The organism is Leucobacter sp. OH1287 (assembly GCF_003859945.1).
GTDB lineage: Bacteria > Actinomycetota > Actinomycetes > Actinomycetales > Microbacteriaceae > Canibacter.
The window spans coordinates 24051-38615 of the sequence record NZ_RQYM01000009.1; the positions used below are offsets into that span (position 1 = coordinate 24051).

The following is a 14565-nucleotide window of genomic DNA, read 5'->3' on the forward strand; positions in this document are numbered from 1 at the left end:
TGTCTACCAGCGTGTTATTGTGCGACCGCGCAGGCTGTCACGATACTGTCTGGTCGATTCGGCGAACAGCTCACCGGTTCCCCAGTCGAGCACAACGCCGTACTGGCGGATCACATCCAGCACGTCCAGCTCCCCGGCGCGGTAGCGCTCAGCAACCCGCTCCGGGTCGGTTTGCATCCACTCCTGCCGGTTTGCGGCGATGTGTTCCCGCTGCTGCTTGGTGGCTTCGGCGTCGAGTTCGTACTGGTCGAGCTCCGGATCAATCTCGCGGATCACAACACCGTAGTCTTTCGCAGCGCGATCCACCGAGACGTAACCGTCGATTACGTCCTCCAGCACCGCCTCCGGGTCGCGCTCCAGCGGATCCCCGAAGCCACCGCCGCCAGCGGACGGGCGCGTGAACTCGTCACCCGCTTTCACCGGCACCGAGGAGAATACGGAGCCGAGGTACTGCTCGTCGGGGGTGCCGCGATTCAGCCACACACCGTGTGGAGAGGATGGCAGGCCGCCCTCGATTCCCCAGGTGATTGAGCGTGACCGGTCACAGCAGTAGCTCATCACAGTGCTTTCGGCGTCGGTGAGGATGCCGCCTTTGTTAACACCGCAGCCACCGCGGAAGCGTCCGGGGCCGCCCGAGTCGGTTGCGATGGAGTGCTCGGTTGTCACAACCGGGCTGAGGCGCTCCTGCCCCTCCAGCGGCTGCACCGCGAGGCCCGCACCGAACACCGGCGCGGTTGCACTGGATCCGTCTTTGCTGGAGCGTCCACCCCAGCCGCCGGCCATCCAGTCGTACCACATGAAGTACGGTTTGCTGCTGTCGCGGGCGTCGCGGCCACCAACGAGCAGGTACTCGAGGTTGAACGCGCACGCCATCGCCCGCTGCGGCATAATCTGCGACCACAGCTCGAACACGGCATTCATAATCTTCTCGTGCGGGCCGGAACAGAAACCGGTTACCGCGTTTGGCCAGCCGGCGTTAACGACTGTGCCCTCAGGGCCAATGTCGGCGGTGACCGCGCGATAGAAACCGGAGTTGAGCGGCACCTCCGGGAAGAAGGTTTTGGTGCCGGAGTAGAGCGACGAGTGGGTTGTGCCGTATCCCGAGTTGAGGAACGAGGCAACCGCGGGCGCTGAACCGTTCAGATCGTAGTGGATCCCGGTCTCGTCGAGGGTGAGTTTCACCCGAATCGGCACAAGGCCCTCGCCCTGGGCTGGATCCGCGTCCAGGTAGTCGACGGTCTCCCAGGTGCCACGTGGCAGCTCTCGAATCTGCGCGAGAACGGTGCGCTCAACATAATCCTGGGTTTCCTGCATCGCCTCAACAACGGTGTCTTTGCCGTAGCGATCCACTAGCCGCAAAAGCTCCCGCTCACAGACCGCGGTTGCTTCTGACTGCGCGTGCAGATCACCCATCGCAATCTCGGGTGCGCGAGTGTTTGAGACGATCAGCTGGGCGACATCGTGCAGGAATTTGCCGCGATGCCAGATCCGCACCGGTGGGATTCTAACGCCCTCACCGAAGTGGTCGCGCGCGTCAACGTAGAAGGATCCGGGGACAACACCGCCGATGTCAGCCCAGTGCCCCTTGTTTTGAGAGAACGCGATAATCTCACCCTCCGAGAAGATCGGCCGAACAAACGACACGTCGTTGAAGTGGGTGCCGCCGCGGTACGGGTCGTTAATCATAAACACGTCGCCGGGGTTGATGTCGTCGCCGAACTCCTCCATCACCGCTTTCGCCTGGAAGTGCAGTGTGCCAACGTGCACCGCAATGTCGGCGGATCCCTGCATCACCGTGTTGCCCTCTGCGTCGCAGAGCGCTGATGAAAAGTCGCGCGAGTAGATGACGAAGGAGTAGCAGGTTCGAAGAATCTGCTCGCTCATAAGATCCACCGCGGTGGCAAAGGCGTTTTTCAGAACCTCAAATGTTACTGGATCGAGTTTTCGCCCAGTATCTACTGCGTTGTTCACTGGTTGCTCCCTTCAAGATGAATTCTGATGTTTAGCCACTCGTCAATCTCAGCGTGAGTGTTCGGTGGCACAACGGTTGTCGCGTCGAGCTGGTTAATAATTGCGGGGCCGTCAAGCGCTGTTCCGGCGCCGAGTTTCGCGCGGTCGTAGACGGGTGTGTCAACCCAGCTGCCGTCAAAGTACACTGGCCTGACCTGCTCTGGTTCGCCCGGGCCGCCCGGCACAACCGGTGCCGCAGCGAAGTTTGGTTTCGGAGTGCGTCCAACCGCGCGCAGCTGCAGCTGGTAAAGCTCAACCGCTGCTTTGTCGTTGCGGAACGCAAACTCCCGCTCGTGCTGCCGGTGGAACGCCTCAACCGCCTCCTGCAGCGCGCCCGGGCCGGTGCCCATCGGCACAACCAGCGAACGCCACTGACCGGTGTAGCGCATTGAGACGAGTCGCTGCAGCACCGCATCCTGTGAGCTAACACCCTCGTGTTGTAGGCGCAGGGTCGCCTCCTGTTCAAGCTTCACAAACGCCTCCTCCAGCTCGGCCGCGTCGGTTTCGGCGACATTACCGGAGTGCATCTGTGACAGGTCGTGTTGAATATCAACGAGCAGACAGCCGGCCGCCGCCGTCACACCGGGGTGCGGTGGCACAATCACGGTCGGGATGCTCAGCTCCCGCGCAACATCGACGCCGTGCAGGGCGCCCGCGCCCCCGAAGGCGAGCAGGGCAAAATCGCGTGGATCATATCCACGGCGGATCGAGATCAGCCTCACCGCGTCAGCCATGTTGGCGTTCGCGACCTTAATAATCGCCTCCGCCGCCTCCGCGAGTCCAAGCCCGAGCGGCTCCGCGATAACGCGCTTCACCGCTTCCTCGCTGAGCTCTTTGCGCAGTGTTTTTGCGCCGCCCGCAAGATCGGTTCCGAGCCTGCCAAGGATCACGTTGGCATCGGTGTTGGTTGGTTCGGTGCCGCCGGTATCGTAGCACGCCGGTCCCGGATCCGCACCCGCTGACTGGGGACCGTTACGCAGCGAGCCCGCGATGTCGATGTGGGCGAGGGATCCACCACCGGCGCCGATTGTCAGCACCTCGATTGACGGGAAGATGATCGGGTGGCCGTATTCAACCTCCCACTCCTGGGTGACGCGCAGCTCACCGTCAGCAACGAGCGCGATGTCGGTTGAGGTGCCGCCCATGTCGAGGCTGACCGCGTTTGCGTAGCCGCACTGGTTGGCGATGTGTTTCGCGGAGATTGCGCCGGCCGCGATGCCCGAGGCGGCGAGCCTGACCGGGTAGCGCTGCACCATGCGCGGTGTCATTGAGCCGCCGCCGGAGTGGAGCAGCAGCAGGTCGCCACGATAGCCGTTTAGTTTCAGCTGTTCTGCCAGCCGGTTAACGTAGCCGGAGACGAGCGGCGCGAGCACCGCGTTTGCGACGGCGGTGTTAAAGCGGCCGTACTCGAAAATTTCTGGCAGGATCTCGGCAGACGTTGTGACAGTTGCTCCGGGGATCTCCTCCTCCAGGATCTCCCGCATCCGCAGCTCGTTGGCGGGGTTTGCGAAGGAGTTGATGAAACAGACCGCGATTGTTGTTGTGCCGCGTTTGCGCAACAGCGCCGCGAGTTTCCGCGCCTCCGCCTCGTCCAGGTTGGTGATAACGTTGCCCGAGTAGTCGGTGCGCTCGGTCACCTCGAAGCGGTCGCGGCGTTTAATGTATGGCCCGGTGACGTCTTTGTAGGCGTCCCAGAGATCGTCTTTGGTGCCGTCGCGGATCTCGATGACATCGCGGAATCCCTTGGTTGTGACGAGCGCCGCTGAAGCGAAGTTGCGGGTGATTAGCGCGTTGGTTGCGACGGTTGTGCCGTGTGAGAACAGCACCACGTCGGAGAGGTCAATCTCGGCGCGTTTTACACCGTCCATCACCGCAAGCATTGGATCGTGCGGGGTTGACGGCACCTTGGTTACGGTCATGGTTTGGGCATCGTCATCAAAGATTGCGACGTCTGTGAAGGTGCCTCCAACGTCAACCGCTACTCTTAGTTTTGACATTTACTAACCTCCTTTGGTGTGGTTCGGCGTTGAATAGTAAGTACCAACCTAATTTAGGTGCTGGCGCCACCGCAATGTGTAATTTGAGAAAATTACAGAAGCTCTTTGTAAAAAACACAATCGCGGGCTAAACTTACCGTATGGTGCAGAGTTTCTCTGCGGCGGTGCCGCAGCAAACCGGCGGAGAATTACCTGGCAATAACAGTGTTCTCCCAGCTAACAGCGCCGTTTTCGATGGCGGCAGCGTGATCCGGCGTGGATCCGGGAGCAGCGGTGTAACGCACCCTCTCTCCGTGGGCGACTGGGCTGAGCAGACCGCCGCCGAGATGCCCGGCAGCAACCAGCTCAGCTACGTGCTCGGCGCTATCTCCAACTATGTGCAGTGCCACACTGTGCTGCTGAACAGCGTGGGTGAGGTGCTCGGTTCAATCGGCCCCGCGCCGCTGCAGCTGCTCTGTAATTTTCTGTTCGAGCATCCGGGCGAAACCGCCGGCACCGTCGGCTCTTGGCAGCTGCGCATCCACGAGCACAAAACCGTTAACCTCAGCTACGTGCTCGTTTTTGCGGCAAAAACTCCCCCACAAATCTCCCCCGACTTCTTGCACAGCGCCGAGCTGCTATTGAGCGCCGCCCTCGGCATGGCAAGCCACGCCGACTCACTCGTTGCGGACGAGGGCAGGCAGCTGCTGCAGCTGCTTGAACAGGGCATCAGCGCCGGCCAGGAATCCCGCTACTGGCTGCGCCTCGCAGAGTTTGGATTTAATCGCGAGTCGGGTTTACGCCTTCTCACACTCGAACAACTCACCGGTCAGGCGGCAGCGCAGACCCCGCGCGATATTCGCAAACTACTGCTGCGCTGCGCCAACGGGAACGGGGCCGGCACCGGGTATCTCGGCAGCGAGTTTACCGGCAACACGGCTGGATCGCGCAGCGCTGACGGCACCATCGGTGAGCGCATCCCGGTCAGTGGCGGCTCGACCATCGGCGGCGAATCGGCCCACAGCAGTGTCTCAGCACACGGCATCGGCACGGCCCGCGGCGGCTCGTTTGTCGGCGAGCGCTGCCCGCTGATCGTCGGCGTCGCAATGCCCGCCGGCAAAAGCACCGCAACCGTTCACGCGCTAACCAGCAACAACAAAACTGTTATCGAGCGACTGATAGCGGCCATCCCGGGTGTGGCATGCGGTATCTCAGCGAGCCATAGCAGCCTCACCCATCTTCCCTTCGCGGTGACAGAAGCAGAAACCGCTCTCGAGATTGCCCAGGAGCGTGGCGCCGCGCTGGCGGATCCGCCCACCCACTCGGTTGTTGGCTACAGCGAGCTGGAGCTCGTCGAGTGGCTACGGTCTCAGGTTAGTCGCCACGCCTATCTGGCGCGGGTCGCCGATTTCACCGCTGAGCTGCGGGCAAACCCGGAGTATCTTGAAACCGTTATCGCGTATCTCGCCAACGATATGAACACAAATCGTACCGCACAGGCACTCCATATTCACCCGAACACTGTTCGTTATCGCCTGGATCGCGCCGCCGAGAGTCTCGGCACAAACTCGCTCAGCTCACCGTTTTTATTGGCCGGACTGGTAACAAGTTTTGCCCCCGAGATTTACGCGGCGAGAAACCCAGATTCTTAAAGACCCCCCTCGCGGTGCTGAGTCGACAGAGAATCTTCGCAGTGTTTCACGTGAAACACTCTGTAGATCGCGAATACCCCAGGCTTTTCCTAGCTTAGAACTACACAGGCCCGTAGCACCACCCGGGTAGTTAACGCTCAGAGACTAGCTCTCTAGCAATCACCTCATCAACCGAGCTATCTTGGAATTTGAAGCCCTCACGCAACAGCGCCTCCGGGATAACCCGAGCGTCTGCGAGCAGCAGTGAGTCAGCGGCATCTCTTCCCAGCACAGCACGCAGTGCGGGAGCGGGAGCGGGAACCAAAAAGGGCTTTCCCAAACAGGCAGATACGGCTCCCCCAATCTCGTTAGCAGTTGCTGCTCTAGGAGCAACTAAATTAACCGGGCCTGCCACAGAACCGTTGTCGATTAGCGTGGCCATTGCCCTGACGTGGTCTCGCTTGGAGATCCACGGCCAAAACTGCTCGCCAGAACCGACGGGTCCGTTGATACCCAATCGCGCCAATAGCGCAAGCGGCTTTAGCATCGCGTTTCGGTCTAAAACCAAACCTGTTCGTAAAGATACCAACCTGGTGTTGCTTGCTGCCGTGCCGGCGGCCGCCTCCCAGCGCCTGGTGAGGTGCGCCAGGAATATCGATCCGGCGTTCGACTGTTCGCCCAGCTCCGCACCCGGCTGGGAACCGTAGAAACCTGTCGCTGAGGCACTCAGCCACACAGCCGGTGCTGCTTTACCGAGCCGGTTAATCGTTTTAGCTACTGTAGTGGTTGGGTTCAGCCGAGAGGAGATTAACTCTCGCCGATACGATTTCGTCCACGGTAATCTGCCAATACTCGCGCCGTTCAGCGTCACAACCGCCGCAGCCCCTGCAAGGTGTGAATCAGTGAGCTCCCCGCGGCTCGGATCCCACAGCAGCCGCTCATACGCACCTGTGTCACCGGTGGTTTCACCGGATTCATTGCCGGCGCTGCTTGCGGATCCACCACCGGACTTAACCGCGGATCCACCACCGGTATTGCCTGCGCTTTCCGCCCGCACCAGGTGCTGTACCCGGTAACCGCGCTCCTCGAGCTCTCTGCTCAGAGCGCTTCCCAACAGCCCGCCGCCCCCGGCTATCACTACTCTACGCATTGTTTCTCCCTCTCACTTTATAGACTGGTATGCCGCGAGCGCCCGCATTCGAGAGGCAGGCAAATCCAAGATCCTCTCTGTCTGTTCAGCTGCATCCCCGCACCACAATTTCACGTACTCACCGGCCGGATCAAATCGTTTCTGTTGGCTCTCGGGGTTAAAAATCCGAAAGTATGGAGCAGAGTCAACACCGCACCCAGCAACCCACTGCCAGTTGAAGGGATTACTTGCCGGGTCGGCATCCACGAGGGTGTCCCAAAACCACGCTTCTCCGACGCGCCAATCACAGAGCATGTGCTTTGTCAGGAAGGAGGCTGTGACCATTCGCACGCGGTTGTGCATAAAACCGGTTTCCCAGAGCTCCCGCATACCCGCATCAACCAGCGCAAAACCGGTCTCGCCACGCTGCCACGCGCGCAAGCCCGCAGCCTCCGGTTCCAGGTATGGCATGTTATAGAATCTGCTATCGAGCGGATCTGTCGCCAAACTCGGGTTGTGGAACAGAGTATGCCACGCAAACTCACGCCACCCCAGCTCGCTTAAAAACTTCGCTATCCCGGTTTTCTCAGCGGTTGACCTAGCCACAGCGGATCGCGCTAGGCAGGCGTTTAGTACAGTTCGCGGACTGATCTCTCCCCAGCGCAGATGCGGTGACAGTTCAGAGGTCGCGCTAATTGCAGGATAGTCGCGCTGCTTTTCATAGCCCCGCAGTCCCCCGTCGAGAAAACTATGCAACTGTTGTTGTGCCGCAGCCTCACCGGGTTGCCACCTGGCAGCCAAACCCGCTGTCCAGCTGACACCCTCCGGGAGCAAACCTAAAGCCGCTATCTCCCTGCTGAGCCGAGCTTGATTAACGTCACTGTCAGCGATATCCTCAGCGCTATTCTCAGCCGGGAATTTTGGCTTATCCGCCGACCCGGGCAACTCGGTTGCAGGCGCTGGAATATCTACTGTCGGTGGCGGAGGAAGCGCCGATACTGACCTCCAAAACGCTCCGAACACGCGATATGGTGCGCCCTGGGCCGTGGAGATCTGCCAGGGTTCAACCAACAGATTGCCAATAAAGCTGTTTACACACACACCGCTGTTCTCCAAATGCTGTCGCAGCACCCGGTCAGCGTCCTTCTGCACACCATAGCGCCGGTTCCAGTAAACAGCGCCGCAGGCTGCGACACTCACCAGCTCAGGTATCAGGCTTTTGGCGGATCCACTGACAACCGTTAATGGCACCCCCAGGCTCGCAAGCGCCTCACCCAACTGCAGCAGCGAGTGATGCAGCCACCACTTCGCGGCTGCCCCGAGCGGTCGCGTGTCTGTTTCAAGGATGTAAACGGCAATCACCCTGCCGCCGTGCTTTGCCGAGTTTGCGAGAGCAGCGTGCAGTGCCGGATTGTCTGCAATCCTAAGATCATCACGAAACCAGACCAGCGCCGTCATACCAGCCAGACTATCAACCGAATCTGGCAGCGCTGCCAGCTAGCCGGTGAACTAGGGCGGTGCTGCCAGCTAGCCGGCTCAGACGAAGTGTTTCACGTGAAACATTGCGTTGGAACCGGTGCCACTCCCCCGCTCCCCTATAATTTAGTTGCCCACACTTATAAATCAAAGGATTCTCATGAACACTTCCCTTCCAGCCTGCCCTGAGTGCAGCGAAGATTACACCTACGAAAACGGCACCCTGCTTGTCTGCCCCATGTGCGGCCACGAGTGGATCCCCGCAGCCTCCGATGCTGCGGATTCCACCGACGCTGACGACTCTGACGCCATCCGTGACGCAGTCGGTAACGTCCTGAGCGACGGCGACAGTGTCACCGTTGTGAAGTCATTGAAGCTGAAGGGATCAGACTCAATTAAGGCCGGAACCAAGGTGCGCGGGATCCGCCTGCTCGCTAACCCTGTTAACGGGCACGACATTGAGGCGAAGATCCCCGGCGTTGGTCAGCTCTACCTGAAGTCATCGGTTGTAAAGAAGGGCTAGTCGCCCCGCAGCGCTGGCTGGCTGTCCCGTAGCAAGGCTGGCCAGCCGGAGCGGGCAACCCGGAGCGAGCCGCCGCCAGAGCGAAAACCCCGAAGCGAAAACCGGAGTGGAATACCCCCCGGGCTATCCCGAAGCGGGGTTGGCTCGCTGCCTGACTCACCTAAGATAGCAGAAAAGCCCGGGAAACCGGGCTTTTCGTTTGTGGATCCTGGGAGAATCGAACTCCCGACATCTTGCTTGCAAAGCAAGCGCTCTACCAACTGAGCTAAGGACCCGTGTTAAATTGTTGCCGGTGACTTCTTTCGAATTTCACCAACCTGATAAGTGTATCACACTTTTCAGTGTGGGGCTACCAGGACTTGAACCTGGGACCTCTTCATTATCAGTGAAGCGCTCTAACCGCCTGAGCTATAGCCCCTTAACCTCAACAACTATACAACAGAAAATCTCCGTTGTGCAAATCAAATCGAGCAAATCACCGCCGTGTCTAAAATGCGCGGTAACCAGCGCGATCCACCCGGGGCAAACAGGGATGAGAGAGGCAGCTACCCAGGACCGCGGCAGCGGGCTTAGAAACTCTTACAGAGCAGCGAACCAGCGCTTAGAATCTCACACAGCTCCGGGGGTAGCGGGCGCGGAAACATCCGCAGACAGCGAAAGAAGCGGTGATCCACCCAAAAAGTGAATCACCGCTTCTGTCAAAGACCGGGTTAGTTGCTGGTGAACCCGAGCTGGAAGCCGCCGAGGGCGCGCACCAGCAGGTTGTAGATGAGCGCGCCGATCGCACCGAGTGCGGTGCCGACGATTGTGTTGAGCAGGCCAACAACGATCGCGAAGGCGAGCACCTGCGGCAGGCCGATTAGTGAGCCCAGGTCGAAATCTTTACCGACAACGTCGCCGAGCAGCGCATCAACCTGACCGAGCACGCCGCTCAGGCTGAGCACCGCGTAAACCAGCAGTGTCGCAACAATCAGAACAATCGCCCAGCACAGTGATGCAACAAACGAGAACTTCACCGCTGACCAGAAGTCAACGTAAACAAGCTTCAGCCGCACCTGCTTGCTCGGTGCTTTACGCTTAACCTTTCGTGCCAGCTGATCCGCAACTGTTTCACTCATTAGTCTTCCTTAATCGTTGATTCGGTGGCTGCCGCGAGCGTTTTCGCCGCGTCATCCCCCTGCTCGTCACCGGCGCCGACGGTTTCTGCCGCGGCACCGTCTTCAAGGTTACGCTCACTGTTGCGAGCAATGCCTATAATACGGTCACCCTCTGGGAATCGCGCAAAGACAACACCCATTGTATTACGACCCTTGGCCGGAACCTCATTAACACTTGAGCGAACCACCTTGCCGCTCTGCAGCACAGCAAGCACCTCGTCGCTCTCGTCAACAATGCAGCCGCCTACCAGGTCACCGCGTGCATCATCCAGTTTCGCAACCTTGATGCCGAAACCACCGCGCTGTTGCACGCGGTATTCTGCGGCGGCGGTGCGTTTCGCGTATCCACCCTCGGTGACAACAAAAACGTAGCCGTCGTCGGTTACCCGCGCGGCGGCAAGCAGCGAGTCGCCGTCCCGGAACTTCATGCCGCGCACACCGCTGGTTGAGCGACCCATCGGCCGTAGCGCCTCATCGGTTGCGGTGAAACGGACACTCATTCCGTGCCTTGAAATCAACAGCACGTCGTCGTCGGATCCGGCAACCAGCGCCGAAACCAGCTCGTCACCGTCGCGCAGCTTAATCGCGATAATGCCGCCGGTGCGGTTGGTGTCGTACTCTGGCAGGGCGGTTTTCTTCACCAGGCCGTCCTTGGTTGCCAGCAGCAGATACTTGTCTTCGTGGTAGGCGTCGAGCTCCAGAATCTGGGTGACATTCTCGTCCGGTGCGAGCGCGAGCAGGTTCGCGAGGTGCTGACCTTTCGCGTCACGGCCGCCCTCCGGCGCCTCCCACGCCTTCGCGCGGTAAACCCGACCGGTGTCGGTGAAGAACAGCAGCCAGTGGTGTGTTGTTGTCACAAAGAAGTGCTCAACAATATCGTCGGCGCGTAAGGAAGCGCCCTTCACGCCCTTCCCTCCACGGTGCTGTGACCGGTAGTTATCAATTCTGGTGCGCTTAATGTAGCCGCCGCGGGTGACGGTGATAACCATCTCCTCCTCGGGGATCAGATCCTCCAGCGACATATCACCGTCGTAGCCGTACATAATCTCGGTGCGACGATCATCGCCGTAGCGGCGCGCGAGCTCATCCAGCTCAGCAACAATAATCTCCCGCTGCTGCTGCGGTGACGCAAGAATCCCCTCGAACTCTTTAATCTGCGCCTCCAGCTTCGCCGCGAGATCCATAATCTTCTGCCGCTCAAGCGCCGCGAGCCTGCGCAGCTGCAGCGCCAGAATAGCATCCGCTTGAATCTCATCAACGCCCAAAAGGTCGATCAGGCCGTTTCTTGCCTCCTCAACGGTTGGTGAGTTGCGGATCAGGGCAATCACCGCGTCAAGTGCGTCCAGCGCCTTCAAATAACCGCGCTGAATATGCGCCTCAGCCTCTGCTTTGCGCAGCCGGAACTGGGTCCTGCGCACAATCACGTTGATCTGGTGGGCAGACCAGTGGGTGATAAAACCGTCAATTGACAGGGTGCGTGGCACACCGTCAACAATCGCGAGCATGTTTGCGCCGAAGTTGTCTTGCAGCTGCGTGTGCTTGTAGAGGTTGTTGAGCACAACCTTCGCAACCGCGTCACGCTTCAAAACAATCACCAGGCGCTGACCGGTGCGACCGCTGGTTTCATCGCGAATATCGGCGATGCCCTGCAGCCTGCCCTCTTTTACCAGCTCGGCGATTTTAATCGCGAGATTGTCCGGGTTGACCTGGTACGGCAGCTCGGTGACAACCAGGCAGGTGCGCCCCTGAATCTCCTCGATGTTGACAATCGCGCGCATCGTAATCGACCCGCGGCCGGTGCGATAGGCGTCGCGGATCCCCTTGGTTCCGAGAATCTGCGCCCCCGTTGGGAAGTCGGGGCCCTTGATCCGCTCGATCAGTGCCTCCTGCAGCTCCTCTTTTGAGGCGTCAGGGTTTTCGAGGTGCCATTTAGCGCCCTCAATCACCTCGCGCAGGTTGTGCGGCGGAATATTTGTCGCCATACCAACGGCGATACCAACCGAACCGTTAACCAGCAGGTTTGGGAACCGGCTGGTGAGCACGGTCGGCTCTTTTGTGCGACCGTCATAGTTGTCTTGGAAATCAACGGTGTCTTCGTCAATGTCCCGCACCATTTCCATTGCGAGCGGGGCCATTTTCGTCTCGGTGTATCGGTGTGCGGCGGCGCCGTCGTTTCCGGGGCTGCCGAAGTTACCCTGGCCGAGTGCGAGCGGATACCTGAGCGCCCACGGCTGCACAAGACGGACGAGTGTGTCATACACAGCGCCGTCACCGTGCGGGTGGAACTGACCCATCACATCACCGATTACACGGGTACACTTCGAGAACGCCTTGTCTGGACGGTAGCCGCCGTCATACATTGTGTAGATAACCCGGCGGTGAACAGGCTTCAGACCGTCACGCACATCCGGCAGCGCACGCCCAACAATCACGCTCATCGCGTAGTCCAGGTAGCTGCGCTGCATCTCCATCTGCAGGTCTACCTGAGAAATCTGGCCGTGGCTGTGGTCCTCGCCTGATTCGGCGGGGGCGATCACATCACCGTTGGGTGTGAGATCCACCTCGAGATCTGGGTTTGGGGTTTCGTTGTTAGATGTCAAGGAACCGCACATCCTTCGCGTTCTGCTGAATAAAGTTTCTGCGAGCTTCTACGTCTTCGCCCATCAGGGTGGCGAAAATCTCGTCGGCCGCGGCAGCGTCCTGCATACTAACCTGCAGCAGCGTCCGAGTTTCGGGGTTCATGGTTGTGTCCCACAGCTCTTCGTAGTTCATTTCGCCAAGACCTTTGTAGCGCTGCACACCGCTCTCTTTCATCAGCCGTTTACCGGCTGCCTGGCCGTTCTCGAGCGCCTGATCGCGCTCAGAGTCGCTGAACACAAACTCGTGTTCGGCGTTTGCCCACTTGATCCGGTAGAGCGGCGGCTGCGCGAGATAGACATAGCCGAGCTCAATCAGCGGGCGCATGTACCTGAACAGCAGGGTGAGCAGCAGCGTTGTGATGTGCTGGCCGTCAACGTCCGCGTCAGCCATCAAAACAATCTTGTGATAGCGCGCTTTTTCGGGATCAAACTCCTCGCCGATGCCCGCGCCGAAGGCAGTAATCATCGCCTGCACCTCTGCGTTGTTCAGCGCCTTATCGAGGCGAGCTTTTTCCACGTTGAGGATCTTGCCACGCAGTGGCAGAATCGCCTGCGTCTCCGGGTTGCGCCCTGTTTTGGCGGATCCACCCGCGGAATCACCCTCGACGATGAAGATCTCGCTAATCTCCGGGTTCTTGCTGGTGCAGTCACTCAGCTTGCCCGGCATGCCACCGGACTCCAAAAGGCCCTTGCGGCGTGCGGTCTCGCGAGCCTTACGAGCCGCGAGTCGCGCGGTTGCCGCCTGGATAGCCTTGCGGATAATCGCCTTCGCCTCGTTTGGGTTGCGCTCCAGCCAGTCCCCCAGCTGGTCGTTAACAACCTTCTGCACAAAGCCCTTAGCCTCGGTGTTGCCGAGCTTGGTTTTGGTCTGGCCCTCAAACTGTGGTTCACCGAGTTTCACCGAGATAACCGCGGTCAAACCCTCACGCACATCGTCACCGGAGAGGTTGTCGTCTTTTTCCTTTAGCAGGTTCTTGTCGCGTGCGTACCGGTTAATCAGGGTTGTTAGCGCTGCCCTGAAACCCTCCTCGTGGGTGCCGCCCTCGTGGGTGTTAATCGTGTTCGCGTAGGTGTGGACACTCTCTGAGTAAGCGGTTGTCCACTGCATCGCGATCTCCGCTGAGACCTTCTTGTTGGTGTCCTCAGCTTCAAAGTAGACGATGTCGTTGTGGACGAGCTCCGCGCGTTTAACGGTGTTGAGGTGCTCAACATAGTCCTGGATACCGCGCTCATAGTAGAACTCGTCGCTCGGCGCCGGAGGTGTCTCAAGCTCCCCCTCAGCGTTTTCAACCTGTTCCTGCGGTCGCAGGTCGGTCAGCGTGATCCGCAGCCCCTTATTGAGGAACGCCATCTGCTGGAACCTGGTTTTTAGGGTTTGGTAGTCGAACTCTACGGTCTCGAAGATGTCAGCGCTCGGCCAGAATCGCACGGTTGTGCCGGTTTTGTCGCTCGCCTCACCCTTCGCAAGCGGTGCGTTGGGGACGCTCTTGGTGAAGTCCATTCTCCAGGTGTAGCCCTGCCTGTCAACGCTCACCTCGAAACGCTCACTGAGCGCGTTCACAACAGAGGAACCAACACCGTGCAGACCACCGGAGACTGCGTAACCGCCGCCGCCGAACTTACCGCCCGCGTGCAGCACAGTGAGCACAACCTCAACGGTTGACTTGCCCTCGGTTGGGTGCATATCGACCGGAATACCGCGGCCGTTGTCTTTAACCTCTACCCCGCCGTCTTCCAGAATCTTGACGTTAATCGTGTCACAGTAACCAGCCAGCGCCTCATCAACCGAGTTGTCGACAATCTCATACACCAGGTGGTGCAGACCGCGCGGCCCGGTTGATCCAATATACATACCGGGGCGCTTCCGCACAGCCTCCAGGCCCTCAAGCACCTGGATCGCGTCCGCCCCATAGTTTTGCTGTTCAGTGGTCGTCATACCTGTGAACTCTTCCTCTGCTACGCTACAGCGTAAATCACTGCATTAACGCCTAAAGGGCTGATTCAGCCCCTTTGTACATATCCCT

Annotated in this window: 9 protein-coding genes and 2 tRNA genes; 2 read left to right on the forward strand and 9 right to left on the reverse strand. The window is 59.5% G+C overall.

Annotated elements, in window-relative coordinates; all coding sequences use genetic code 11:
• Window positions 1-3: 3 nt before the first annotated feature.
• Together EII30_RS06210 and EII30_RS06215 are read right to left on the reverse strand one after the other, a co-directional pair.
• Window positions 4-1971, reverse strand: a complete 1968-nt coding sequence (locus EII30_RS06210; protein WP_124886470.1) for a hydantoinase B/oxoprolinase family protein — start codon at window positions 1969-1971, stop codon at window positions 4-6.
• Window positions 1968-4007 carry a hydantoinase/oxoprolinase family protein gene (locus EII30_RS06215; RefSeq protein WP_124886471.1) on the reverse strand — a complete coding sequence of 680 codons (2040 nt, stop codon included), beginning with the start codon at window positions 4005-4007 and terminating at the stop codon, window positions 1968-1970. The genes EII30_RS06210 and EII30_RS06215 overlap by 4 nt, the downstream gene beginning before the upstream one ends.
• Before the next feature lie 140 nt (window positions 4008-4147).
• Between EII30_RS06215 and EII30_RS06220 the strand changes: the two genes are divergently transcribed.
• Window positions 4148-5638 (forward strand): CdaR family transcriptional regulator, encoded by a 1491-nt coding sequence (locus tag EII30_RS06220; protein ID WP_124886472.1) that lies wholly within the window; start codon window positions 4148-4150, stop codon window positions 5636-5638.
• A gap of 130 nt (window positions 5639-5768) precedes the next feature.
• Here the strand turns inward: EII30_RS06220 and EII30_RS06225 are convergent, their stop codons facing one another.
• Window positions 5769-6767 carry a TIGR01777 family oxidoreductase gene (locus EII30_RS06225; RefSeq protein WP_124886473.1) on the reverse strand — a complete coding sequence of 333 codons (999 nt, stop codon included), beginning with the start codon at window positions 6765-6767 and terminating at the stop codon, window positions 5769-5771.
• A 12-nt stretch (window positions 6768-6779) separates the two neighbouring features.
• A complete protein-coding gene (locus EII30_RS06230) occupies window positions 6780-8204 on the reverse strand; it encodes a deoxyribodipyrimidine photo-lyase (RefSeq protein ID WP_124886474.1) in 1425 nt (474 codons plus the stop codon).
• A gap of 178 nt (window positions 8205-8382) precedes the next feature.
• On the opposite strand from EII30_RS06230, the gene EII30_RS06235 reads away from it, so the two are divergent.
• Window positions 8383-8745 carry a zinc ribbon domain-containing protein YjdM gene (locus EII30_RS06235; RefSeq protein WP_124886475.1) on the forward strand — a complete coding sequence of 121 codons (363 nt, stop codon included), beginning with the start codon at window positions 8383-8385 and terminating at the stop codon, window positions 8743-8745.
• A 202-nt stretch (window positions 8746-8947) separates the two neighbouring features.
• Here EII30_RS06235 and EII30_RS06240 read toward each other — a convergent pair.
• From EII30_RS06240 to gyrB, 5 genes are all read right to left on the reverse strand, one after another.
• Window positions 8948-9020 (reverse strand) — tRNA-Ala (locus tag EII30_RS06240).
• 69 nt (window positions 9021-9089) lie between these two features.
• A tRNA-Ile gene (locus EII30_RS06245) sits at window positions 9090-9163 on the reverse strand.
• A 292-nt stretch (window positions 9164-9455) separates the two neighbouring features.
• Window positions 9456-9863 carry a DUF3566 domain-containing protein gene (locus EII30_RS06250; protein ID WP_124886476.1) on the reverse strand — a complete coding sequence of 136 codons (408 nt, stop codon included), beginning with the start codon at window positions 9861-9863 and terminating at the stop codon, window positions 9456-9458.
• On the reverse strand, window positions 9863-12514 hold the full coding sequence (gene gyrA, locus EII30_RS06255) for a DNA gyrase subunit A (RefSeq protein WP_124886477.1): 2652 nt from the start codon (window positions 12512-12514) through the stop codon (window positions 9863-9865). The genes EII30_RS06250 and gyrA overlap by 1 nt, the downstream gene beginning before the upstream one ends.
• A complete protein-coding gene (gyrB, locus tag EII30_RS06260; protein ID WP_124886478.1) occupies window positions 12492-14477 on the reverse strand; it encodes a DNA topoisomerase (ATP-hydrolyzing) subunit B in 1986 nt (661 codons plus the stop codon). The genes gyrA and gyrB overlap by 23 nt, the downstream gene beginning before the upstream one ends.
• Window positions 14478-14565: the final 88 nt, after the last annotated feature.

What these genes read in the sequence shown, in the direction of transcription:
- EII30_RS06235 (WP_124886475.1), top strand. Translation starts at nt 8,383, where the DNA reads ATGAACACTTCCCTTCCAGCCTGCCCTGAGTGCAGCGAAGATTACACC.
- EII30_RS06230 (WP_124886474.1), bottom strand. Translation starts at nt 8,204, where the DNA reads ATGACGGCGCTGGTCTGGTTTCGTGATGATCTTAGGATTGCAGACAAT.
- EII30_RS06250 (WP_124886476.1), bottom strand. Translation starts at nt 9,863, where the DNA reads ATGAGTGAAACAGTTGCGGATCAGCTGGCACGAAAGGTTAAGCGTAAA.
- EII30_RS06225 (WP_124886473.1), bottom strand. Translation starts at nt 6,767, where the DNA reads ATGCGTAGAGTAGTGATAGCCGGGGGCGGCGGGCTGTTGGGAAGCGCT.
- EII30_RS06215 (WP_124886471.1), bottom strand. Translation starts at nt 4,007, where the DNA reads ATGTCAAAACTAAGAGTAGCGGTTGACGTTGGAGGCACCTTCACAGAC.
- gyrB (WP_124886478.1), bottom strand. Translation starts at nt 14,477, where the DNA reads ATGACGACCACTGAACAGCAAAACTATGGGGCGGACGCGATCCAGGTG.
- EII30_RS06220 (WP_124886472.1), top strand. Translation starts at nt 4,148, where the DNA reads ATGGTGCAGAGTTTCTCTGCGGCGGTGCCGCAGCAAACCGGCGGAGAA.
- gyrA (WP_124886477.1), bottom strand. Translation starts at nt 12,514, where the DNA reads ATGTGCGGTTCCTTGACATCTAACAACGAAACCCCAAACCCAGATCTC.